The following is a 10085-nucleotide window of genomic DNA, read 5'->3' as shown; positions in this document are numbered from 1 at the left end:
GGCTTCCGCCGACGGCGTGAAGGCGGCGTTGATGACCGGCACCTGCGCCGGGTGGATGGCCATCTTGCCGGTGAAACCGTCGCGCTCGGCCTCGCGGCACTCGGCTCCGAAAGCTTCCATGTCGCGGAAATCCGGAAAAACGGTGTCGATCGCCGCGACTTCCGCCGCACTGGCCGCAAGGATGGTCATGGCGCGGGCAAGGCGGAAGACGTCGGTGTAGCGGCCGCTCGCGTCGCGCGCGGCGCGGGCGCCGATCGCGGCCGACAGATCCTCGGCGCCCCAGGTGAGGCCGGCAAGCCGCGCGCTGGCGCGGGCATAGGTTGCGGCCGTCAGCACGCCCGCCGGTGTTTCGGTGATGATCGGCAGGATCCTGATCGCGCCGTCAGGCAGGCCGTTTTCAGCCTCGTGCACCCTGAGCTTAGCCGAGAGCTGCTGGACATCCTGGCCGCTGTTCGACTTCGGCAGCATGATGCCGTCCGGCGCGGCTGCAACAAGCGCCGTCAGATCGTCGTCGGTGAGCCCCGTCGACAGATCGTTGACGCGCACATAGATCACGGATGCCGTCTGGTTCCTGTGTCCGGCGATGAAACGCGCCGCGATGTCGCGCGCCAACCGTTTGTTGCCCGTCGCGACGGAATCCTCGAGGTCGACGATGACCACGTCGGCGCCGGCGGCAAACCCCTTTTCGAGCTTCCTTTCGGAATCGCCCGGAACGAAAAGCAGCGAGCGCATCAGCCTGCCTTCTTCAGCATCATCGCCTGCCTCGTGCATTTGGCGACGAGAACATCATGCTGGTTGTAGGCGCGGTGTTCGAACTCGACAATGCCGCGGTCAGCCTTCGATTTGGACTCGCGCACCGAAATCACCGTGGTCTCGACACGGATGGTGTCGCCATGGAAGACCGGGTGCGGGAACACGGTTTCCTTCATGCCGAGATTGGCGACAGTGGTGCCGACGGTGATGTCGTTGACCGAAATGCCGATCATCAGGCCGAGCGTGAACAGCGAGTTGACCAGCGGTCTGCCCCATTCGCTCCTGGCGGCGAAGTCGAAGTCGATGTGCAGCGGCTGCGGGTTCAGCGTCATCACCGAAAACAGCATGTTGTCGCTCTCGGTGACGGTCTTGCGCAGCGTGTGGCGGAAGACGTGGCCGACGACGAACTCTTCGAGATAAAGCCCGGCCATGCACGATCTCCTCAGCGCCTCACGGGTTGATAGGCGCTGCCTGCCGCGCCCGCAAGCCAGTTAATAAACATGGTGAACCGTTCGTAAACCATTTCAGGCCTACGGTTTCCAGCGGGGCCGGGCCGTTCCGGCAAGGGGCGTAAGCAGGCGGTATGATTGTTTCGCATTTCCTGAAATGGATTGACACGGCAAGGGTTGCCGAGCGCGCCGCCGCGGCCAGCGCGCTGGCTCGCGCCTATATCAATTCCGACCTGCCTTTCGAGGACCGCTGCGCCGCGGAAGCCGCGCTGACGCTGCTGCTCGATGATGCCTCGTCGAAAGTGCGGCTGGCGCTGGCCGAGGCGCTGTCGATGAGCCATCACGCGCCGATACAGATCATCAGCGCGCTGGCTTCCGACCAGCCGGAAGTGGCCGCGATGGTGCTGGCGCGTTCGCCGCTGCTTACCGATGCCGATTTGATCGATCGGGTCGCCGGCGGCCAGAAGGCGACGCAGAAGCTGATCGCCGACCGGCCTGTCGTCTCGATGGCGCTGGCGGCGGCGATCGCCGAAATCGGCGAGCCGGAGGCCTGCGCGGTGCTGCTCGCCAACAGCGGCGCCGACATCGCCACGCTAAGCTTCCGCCGCATGGCGGAGCGCCACGGCCATCTGCCGCTGGTGCGCGAGGCACTGGTAGCCGACCGCCGCTTGCCCGCCGACTGCCGGCACATGCTCCTGGTCAAGCTCGGCGAAACGCTGAAAGGTTCGCCGCTGGTGCTGGCGCTGATGGGCGCCGCAAGAGCCGACCGCGTGATGCGCGATGCCTGCGCGAAGGCCTCGGTGACACTGATCGAAGGCACGCGTGCGGAGGAGCATGCCGCGCTCATCGAACATCTCAGGCTGCGCGGTGACCTGACCGCCAGCTTCATCATCCGTACCATCGCGCATGGCAAGGTCGACTTCTTCGGCTCAGCGCTGGTGGCGCTCGCTCAGCAGTCCGAGCAGCGAGTGAGGGCTCTTATGGCCGGCGGCCATGACGTAGCGCTGCAGGCTCTGTTCCGCAGCGCCGGCCTTGCCGCGGCCACCCACGGCATCATCCTGCGTGCGCTCAAGGTGTGGCGCGAAGTGGCCAATGGCAAGCGCATCGCCGGCGTGCAGGAAGTGAGCTGGCTGATGCTGAAGGAGCTCGGCGGGCAATCGGCCGAGGGCGATCTTGCCGGGCTGGTGAAGTCGATCCATCTCGAAGCCCTGCGCTACAATGCGCGCGGGCATGCTCTTGCCATAGCGGCGGCCTGACCTGACGCAATTCCGGACGGAAAACCCGTTTCTTACTTTCCCGGAATTGCCTAGGCCTTGTTCTTCATGAAGAAATCGGGGTGGTCCTCCATCGCCGCGGCGATGATGCGCAGCGAGGCGGCGATCTGCAGCATTTCGGGCCGGTCGCTTCGCTCGGCGATGCTCGCCGCATATTGCCTTGCGACGGCGACGGTCGCTGTCTGCGGCTCGCCCGGCCTCCTGAACAGCAATTCCCGCGCCAGGCCGCGCAGGAAATTGCCGACCGACTCCATGGTCTCGCGCGGAACGAGGGAATTCAGCTGGGCGCTGCGCAGCCGCAGAACCTCAAGCCCGACGGTCACGACGGCGATGCTGCCGCCCAGGATGGGGTCGCCTCTGCGACCCGTCCGCTGCAACTGCGGCATCAGCTGGTTGATGCGGTCGTAGGCCAGACTCTCGAAGGCCGAACGCCGGGGGATGCGCTCATGCAGGCAAAGCCGCGCCAGGTCTTCCCGCATTGCCTGGGAGATGCGGTCGACGGTGACCCAGGGATCGGCCGGCAGCACGACGATGAAGACGCCGATGGCGATCAGAATGCCGACCAGGATCGAGGCCGACCCGGCAAGAAACGGGCCGGGATCATAGACCATCTGCTGGTGCGGGCTGAGGAAGGCAAGGAAGTTGATGGCGAAGGCGGTGGCGACGCCGACATGGCGCGGATTGGCCATGCCGAGCGCTGCCGGCACCATGATCGGCACGACGAAGAGCGCGAACCAGCCGAAGCCGGGCCACGCCGGCAGCGCTATCTGGCCGACAAGGAATGCAAAGGGAAGCGCCAGCAGCGTTCCGGTAAAGAAGCCCCAGGCCGACTGGACCGGATCGGGGCGCGAGGCGAACAGGCTGGAGACGACGGCGACGAGGATGACGGTGCCGGCCGTCTCCGACCATTTTGTCGTCAGCCAGAAGGCCGCCACCAGTAGCGTGGCGAGGCCGGCGCGCACGGCGTTGCGCCATGCGGCGTGGTAGTCCCGGTGCACGACCAGTGCCGGCTGGCGCCGGTCGCGGGACGGCCGCGAGACCGGCGAGCGCAGCGCGTCGAGGCCGCGCATCACCTGCTTCAGCGCCTCCGCGAAATCGGCGGCGATGGCAAGGCGGGTGAGGGTGCCAACCTTGTCCTCGTCGGGCCCGGCGGGCACCGGCGGGGCCTCTCGCGCCTTGCTGGCGATCGCGTCAAGCCGCGCCACCCAGGGACCGGTGTCGTCGAGCGCGCCGGGTGTCGCCGCCAGTTCGCCGACGAAAGCCTTCAACTCGCTGCGAACCGGGATGAGAGCCGCGTTCTTCGGCGCGGCATGGCTATGCAATGCACGTGCCGCCGAGAGCGCCCACAGAAGCTGGCCGATCGTGCGACGGACCGGATGGGCGCGGGTGGCGAAGCTTGGCGCCTCGAGCCTTGCATAGGTGCGCATCTCGGCCAGCGTCTGGGCGTCGGTGATCAGCTTGCGCTGGAGACCGGCAAGCGTTGGGGCGTCACCGCCCGAGAAGGCGCCGCCGGCGTAGGTGGCAAGATCAAGGATGCTGCGCTTCAGCCTGGATATGATGGCGTCTGCCGCCAGCTTAGGCAGGATCAGCCGGCTGGTCAGGCCGGCGCAGACGATGCCGAGCACGATCTCGGCGCAGCGCGCGACGGCGAGATCGACGACAAGGTGCGGCTGACCGAACGCGGGCAGGCCGATGATCATCGCGGTGTAGCCGGCAAGCGCGGCGCCATAGGCTTCCGGATTGCGCAGCAGCGACGAGACCAGCGTGCAGATCCCGATCCAGATCGCGAGCGCGGCGACCAGTAGCCAAGGGTTGGCGCCGAACAGCGAGGTGATGCCGATCGCGGCCAGGCCGCCGGCCAATGTTCCGATCAGCCGGTAGAAGCCCTTGGCCAGCACCATGCCGGCGACCGGCTGGGCAACGATGAAAACCGTCATCATCGCCCATTGCGGATGATCGAGCCTGAGGGCATAGGCGGAAAGAAGCGCGACCAGCCCAGCCGACACCGTGCGCAGGGCGAAGATCCAATCCGAACGCGTCGGCTGTGTCAGTCCGCCGAACCTTGCCTCGATAACATCCTTCAGCCGCGCCAAGGTCACATGCTCGTCTCCGCACCGGAGCCTGATATGGACCGGTCGGCGGTCAGATATCCAGCACGTCCGCCTCGGCGAATTCGGCGCGCTCCTGGATGAAGCGGAAGCGCGCCTCCGGCTTGGTGCCCATCAGCGCGTCGACCGCGTCCTTGGTCGCCGCTTCGGCGTCGATCACGTCGACCCTGAGCAGCGTGCGCTTCCTGGGATCCATGGTGGTCTCCTTGAGCTGAGAGGCCATCATCTCGCCCAAGCCCTTGAAGCGGCCGATCTCGACCTTGGCGCGGCCTGTGAACTCGGTGCGCAGCAGCTCGTCCTTGTGCGCGTCGTCTCGAGCATAAGCGATCTTGCCGCCCTGCCGGATCGAATAGAGCGGCGGCACCGCCATGTAGAGATGGCCGCCACGCACAAGGTTCGGCATCTCCTGATAGAAGAAGGTGATCAGCAGCGAGGCGATGTGGGCGCCGTCGACATCGGCGTCTGTCATGATGATGACGCGGTCGTAGCGCAGGTCCTCGTCGCGGTATTTCGAGCGCGTGCCGCAGCCGAGCGCCTGGACAAGGTCGGAGATCTGCTGGTTGGCGGCGAGCTTGTCGTTGCCGGCGCTGGCGACGTTGAGGATCTTGCCGCGCAGCGGCAGCACCGCCTGGCTGGCGCGGTCGCGCGCCTGCTTCGCCGAGCCGCCGGCGGAATCGCCTTCGACGATGAACAGTTCGGCACCGGCGGCGGCGTTCTGCGTGCAGTCCGCGAGCTTGCCCGGCAGGCGCAGCTTGCGCACCGCGCTCTTGCGCGACACTTCCTTTTCCTGGCGCCGGCGCACGCGCTCGTCGGCGCGCGCAATCACCCAGTCGAGAAGCTTGGAGCCCTCCTGCGGATTGTCGGCCAGCCAGTGGTCAAACGGATCGCGGATGGCGTTTTCGACGATGCGCATCGCCTCGATCGTCGCCAGCCTGTCCTTGGTCTGGCCGACGAATTCCGGCTCGCGGATGAACACCGAGAGCATGCCGGCGGCCGAGATCATGACGTCTTCCGAGGTGATGACCGAGGCGCGCTTGTTGCCGATGAGATCGGCATAGGCACGCAGCCCGCGCGTCAGCACGTTGCGGAAGCCGGCCTCATGCGTGCCGCCTTCGGCGGTCGGGATGGTGTTGCAGTAGGAATTGAGGAAGCCGTCGCCGCCGAACCAGGTCACCGCCCATTCCAGCGATCCGTGGCCGCCCTGCTTGTCGCTTTTTCCCGCGAAGACCTCGCGCGTGACCTGGAATTCGTCGCCGAGCGTGGCCTTGAGATAGTCCTTCAGGCCGCCCGGGAAATGGAACTCGGCCTTGGCCGGCGTCTGGTCCTTCTCCTTGATCAGCGACGGATCGCAGGTCCAGCGTATTTCGACGCCGCCGAACAGATAGGCTTTCGAGCGGGTCATGCGGTAGAGGCGCGCCGGTTCGAACGCGGCGCCCTTGCCGAAGATCTGCTCGTCGGGGTGGAAGCGGGTCCTGGTGCCGCGGCGGTTATGGACCTCACCAAGATGCTCAAGACCGCTCACCGGGATACCGCGCGAGAAGCGCTGGCGGTAGAGCTGACGACCCCGCGCGACTTCGACCTCGAGATGGTCGGACAGCGCGTTGACGACGGAGACGCCCACGCCGTGCAGGCCGCCGGAGGTCTCATAGACCTTGCTGTCGAATTTGCCGCCCGAATGCAGCGTCGTCATGATGACTTCGAGTGCCGGCTTCTTGAATTTCGGATGCGGATCGACCGGGATGCCTCGTCCGTTGTCGGTGACGGTCAGGAAGCCGTCGGCCGACAGCTCGACATCGATGAAGGTGGCATGGCCGGCGACCGCCTCGTCCATCGAATTGTCGATGACCTCGGCGAAGAGATGGTGCATCGCCTTGTCGTCGGTGCCGCCGATATACATGCCGGGCCGACGCCGCACCGGCTCAAGGCCCTCCAGCACCTCGATGTCGGCCGCGCTGTAGCCTTCGCTGCCGTCGCGCGAGGCGGCCGGGCGCTTGGCCGCCGCCTGCACCAGCGGATCGGCCGGGCGCGTGGTGGCGCGAACCGGTTGCGGCTGCTTTTCCAGGTTGCCGAAAAGGTCGTTGCTGTCGTCCATGCTGGCCATTAGTCCGGTACTGCGAATCACTCTTCGATACTGCCACGCTTTTGACGGGCGAACGAGGTTCCTGTTCCGTTCGGGGAATTCGGCTCCTCTTACTCCAAAACCTTTCGATAACCAAGCTGGCGGAAATAGGTCGAATCCAACGGGTTCGGATACCTGATTCTTTAACAATAACCCCTAGCGTGAGCCCCAACGAATAAAAGACCACGGGCGTCAGGGGTTTCGCGTGAGGGGCAAGGCCATAACAATGATCGGCATCGCCGCCGTCTTCGGCGCGATCTCGATCTTTGCCGCGGATTTCTGGGTCAAGAGCCAGGCGAAAGCCGATTCCGAAGAGAAAACGGCTTCGATCGCGATGCCTGCCGAACCGAAGGTCGAGTTCAAGACCATTGTCGTGGCCAATGCGCCGCTGCGCTACGGCATGCAGCTCGACAAGGCGCAGCTCAATGAAATCCCGTGGCCGCAGGATTCTCTGCCGCAGGGCGCGTTCACCTCGGTCGACGAACTGCTGAAGCAAGGCAGTCGCGTGGTGCTGTCACCGATCGAGATCAACGAACCGGTGCTGCTCACCAAGCTGTCGGGGCCGAACGGCCGCGCGACACTTTCCAACATGCTGTCGCCCGGAATGCGGGCGGTGACCATCCGCACCGATGAGATCGCCGGCGTTGGCGGCTTCGTCACGCCGGGCGACCGCGTCGATGTCGTGCTGACGCGTGATGCCGGCGATATCCAGGAAGTCGCCAAGAACGCGCAGGGCGCATCCGGCTCGACGATCACCTCTGAAATCGTGGTGGCCGATGCCAAGGTCCTGTCCGTCGGCCAGGGCGCCGACGAGCGCCAGACCGAGCCGCAGGTTGCCAATTCGGTAACCCTCGAGGTGACGACCGAGGGCGCGAAGCAGGTGGCGCTGGCCCGCACCGTCGGCACGCTGTCACTGTCGCTCCGCTCCGCCAGCGACAGCAGCGCCGGCAAGGACGGCCTCACCACGATCTCATCCTTCGGCGGCTCGGTGGCGGCAAACGCGGGGGCGGCTGCCGGCGCGCTGTTCGAGGCGGTGGCGAAGGAGCCGGAGAAGCCGCAGTTCAAGACAATCATCGTGACGCGCGGCACGAAGGCCGAGGAATACAAGGTGCCATCGCCGGACCAGCAGCAGCAATAGCCGGTGGGGACCGGCGGGGACAGGACAATGTTTGGGCTGAACATACATAGCGTGAAGCGGGGGCGGCGCCTCGCGGGCGTGTTTGCCGTGGCGGTTTCACTGGCCGGGGTCGGCATGCTTGTCCTCAGCGGGCAGGCGCGGGCCGGCAATGACATCGTCTATGTCTCGGCGACCAAGAACGCATCGATCAAGGTGGCCAAGGGAAAGCCGCGGACGATCATGACGAGCGCGGCCTTCTACCAGATCGTCATCGGCGATCCGGAGATCGCCAACGTCAATCCGCTGACCGACAAGTCCTTCTATGTGCTGGGCAACAATCTCGGCACCACCGGCATCGCGCTGTTCAATGAGAACAAGCAACTGGTCGGCACGATCGACATCGAGGTGACGCTCGACACCGAGCAACTGGCGAACACCATTCGCGCCAGCGTGCCGGATGCCAAGATCAACGTCGGCTCGGCCAATGGCCGCGTGGTGCTGTCGGGCGAAGCGGACGATGCGGTCGCGGCCGAAAAGGCGAACAAGATCGCCACCCGTTTTTCCGGCAACGAGGAAGTCATCAACTCCGTCAACATCTCGTCCTCGCAGCAGGTCCAGCTCAACGTCCGCTTCGTCGAGATCAATCGCCAGGCCGGGATGGATCTCGGCGCCAAGTACAGCGCCAATTTCGCCTATGGCCTTGGCGGCCGCAACGTGGCGATCGAACCGGGCGATATTCCGGCGGCCGGAACTGGCGAGGTCATCGGCCGGCTGTTGTCGAACGGCGTTTCGATCGACATCGCCATCAAGGCGCTGGAGGAGCGCGGCCTTGCCCGGCGGCTGGCCGAGCCGAACCTGATCGCCCGTTCGGGCCAGACGGCGAGCTTCCTCGCCGGCGGCGAGTTCCCGATCCCGGTCTCCGAGGAAAACGGCAAGATCAGCGTCAGCTACAAGAAATACGGCGTCAGCCTGGATTTCACCCCGACCGTGCTGAAGGACGGGCTGGTCAGCCTCGACATCGCGCCGGAAGTGTCGTCGATCGATGCGTCCGCCTCCTACAATATCGGCGAGATCTCGGTGCCCGGCTTCATCGTGCGCCGGGCCAAGACCTCGGTCGACTTGAAGAACGGCCAGAGCTTCATGATCGCCGGCCTGCTGCAGTCGCAGAACGACATCACCACCTCGCGCCTTCCGGGTCTCGGCAAGCTGCCGGTGCTGGGCTCGCTGTTCTCGTCCAAGGCCTATCAGCGGCGCGAGACCGACCTGGTGATCATCGTCACGCCCTATCTGGTCAAGCCTGTCGATCCGTCGAAGAAGATGGTCGAGCCGACCGACGGCACGCAGCCGGCCAGCAATTCGGACTACTTCCTCAACAATACCGAGGAAGTGAAGGCTTCCGACCCGAACCGCGCCCTGGCGATGGCCGACGGCCGCGTCACGCAGCCCGCCGCGCCGACGGCAGGGCATTTCCTCGACCTGCCGAAGGATTGAAGTCATGCGTCCGGTTCCAGGCTTGATGGTTGCCCTGCTGCTCTCCGGTCTCTGCGGCTGCACCAGCGACGACTATGTGCGCACCGAGGGCGTGACGCCCGCCGCCGGCAACGCGCAGGCGGCCAATACGGTCATGCAGATGGTCGATCCGTGGAAATACGGCGTCCAGAACACCAGGCTGCTGGTGCCGGCGCAGCGCACCGGCACGTCGACGGCCGCCGCGGCCGGCGAGGCGGCGGGTGCCAAGACGGCTGAGACGACGAGCGCGACAACCAACTGATTTGGCACTGACCAGGCGGGCTGACGACATGGCAAGCGGCATCAAGAGCAAGAAGATACTGCTCGTATCCACCGACAGGACGTTCCTGCAGGACACCCGCACGGCCTTCGCTGCTTCGGACGTCATCGAGCTTTTGACGGTCGACAAGAGCGTCAACGAGTTGCGCGGCGAAGTCCAGGAGACGGATTTCGGCGCGCTCATCGTCGACATGGACGCGGCGAAGCTGGAAGAGATCGAATCGCTGCAGCGCATCATGCGCCGGCTGGAAGGCCGGGTCCCGGTGGTCGTGGTCACGCAGGAATTCAACGCAGCGGCGGTGCGCATCCTGGTCCAGCTCAAGGTCGCCGACTTTCTGGTCAAGCCGATCACCACCGCCGACCTGGTGCGTTCCGTCGTGCGGGCGCTGCAGGGGCCCGGGCGGGAGGAAAACACCGAGTCGCAGATCTATACCTTCATGCCCGCCGCCGGCGGCGTCGGCACCACGACGCTGGCGC

At 65.6% G+C, this 10085-nt stretch carries 9 protein-coding genes; 5 read left to right on the top strand and 4 right to left on the bottom strand.

Features of this window, described 5'->3' with window-relative positions; all coding sequences use genetic code 11:
• Positions 1 to 732 (bottom strand): CoA ester lyase (locus EOA33_RS13160; protein WP_145989126.1); only part of this gene is annotated, 732 nt, incomplete at its 3' end.
• Positions 732 to 1184 (bottom strand): MaoC family dehydratase, encoded by a 453-nt coding sequence (locus tag EOA33_RS13155; RefSeq protein ID WP_126054264.1) that lies wholly within the window; start codon positions 1182 to 1184, stop codon positions 732 to 734. The genes EOA33_RS13160 and EOA33_RS13155, both read right to left, overlap by 1 nt.
• 152 nt (positions 1185 to 1336) lie before the next feature.
• Here EOA33_RS13155 and EOA33_RS13150 point away from each other — a divergent pair, with 152 nt between their 5' ends.
• A complete protein-coding gene (locus tag EOA33_RS13150) occupies positions 1337 to 2458 on the top strand; it encodes a DUF2336 domain-containing protein (protein ID WP_126054265.1) in 1122 nt (373 codons plus the stop codon).
• 50 nt (positions 2459 to 2508) lie between these two features.
• On the opposite strand, the gene EOA33_RS13145 is transcribed toward EOA33_RS13150, so the two are convergent.
• Both EOA33_RS13145 and parE read right to left on the bottom strand, forming a co-directional pair.
• Positions 2509 to 4575 (bottom strand): FUSC family protein, encoded by a 2067-nt coding sequence (locus EOA33_RS13145; RefSeq protein WP_126054266.1) that lies wholly within the window; start codon positions 4573 to 4575, stop codon positions 2509 to 2511.
• A gap of 43 nt (positions 4576 to 4618) precedes the next feature.
• Complete coding sequence (gene parE / locus EOA33_RS13140; RefSeq protein WP_126054267.1) at positions 4619 to 6676, bottom strand: DNA topoisomerase IV subunit B; 2058 nt, start codon at positions 6674 to 6676, stop codon at positions 4619 to 4621.
• Positions 6677 to 6929: 253 nt separating this feature from the next.
• Between parE and cpaB the strand changes: the two genes are divergently transcribed.
• The 4 genes from cpaB to EOA33_RS13120 form a co-directional block, all read left to right on the top strand.
• Positions 6930 to 7841 carry a Flp pilus assembly protein CpaB gene (gene cpaB, locus EOA33_RS13135; protein WP_126054268.1) on the top strand — a complete coding sequence of 304 codons (912 nt, stop codon included), beginning with the start codon at positions 6930 to 6932 and terminating at the stop codon, positions 7839 to 7841.
• 27 nt (positions 7842 to 7868) lie between these two features.
• Positions 7869 to 9311, top strand: coding sequence for a type II and III secretion system protein family protein (locus tag EOA33_RS13130; RefSeq protein ID WP_126054269.1), 1443 nt, complete (start codon positions 7869 to 7871; stop codon positions 9309 to 9311).
• Between the two features lie 4 nt (positions 9312 to 9315).
• Positions 9316 to 9591 (top strand): hypothetical protein, encoded by a 276-nt coding sequence (locus tag EOA33_RS13125; protein WP_127405810.1) that lies wholly within the window; start codon positions 9316 to 9318, stop codon positions 9589 to 9591.
• 28 nt (positions 9592 to 9619) lie between these two features.
• Positions 9620 to 10085: response regulator (locus tag EOA33_RS13120; RefSeq protein WP_127405809.1), on the top strand; the 466-nt coding region annotated here is incomplete at its 3' end.

Source organism: Mesorhizobium sp. M4A.F.Ca.ET.050.02.1.1 (genome assembly GCF_003997725.1).
Taxonomy (GTDB): Bacteria; Pseudomonadota; Alphaproteobacteria; order Rhizobiales; family Rhizobiaceae; genus Mesorhizobium.
The sequence above is the reverse complement of the archived record's forward strand: the minus strand, read 5'-3'. Positions and strand labels throughout refer to the sequence as shown.

Coding starts and splice junctions, on each gene's coding strand:
- cpaB (WP_126054268.1), top strand. CDS start 6,930: ATGATCGGCATCGCCGCCGTCTTCGGCGCGATCTCGATCTTTGCCGCG.
- EOA33_RS13155 (WP_126054264.1), bottom strand. CDS start 1,184: ATGGCCGGGCTTTATCTCGAAGAGTTCGTCGTCGGCCACGTCTTCCGC.
- parE (WP_126054267.1), bottom strand. CDS start 6,676: ATGGACGACAGCAACGACCTTTTCGGCAACCTGGAAAAGCAGCCGCAA.
- EOA33_RS13130 (WP_126054269.1), top strand. CDS start 7,869: ATGTTTGGGCTGAACATACATAGCGTGAAGCGGGGGCGGCGCCTCGCG.
- EOA33_RS13150 (WP_126054265.1), top strand. CDS start 1,337: ATGATTGTTTCGCATTTCCTGAAATGGATTGACACGGCAAGGGTTGCC.
- EOA33_RS13125 (WP_127405810.1), top strand. CDS start 9,316: ATGCGTCCGGTTCCAGGCTTGATGGTTGCCCTGCTGCTCTCCGGTCTC.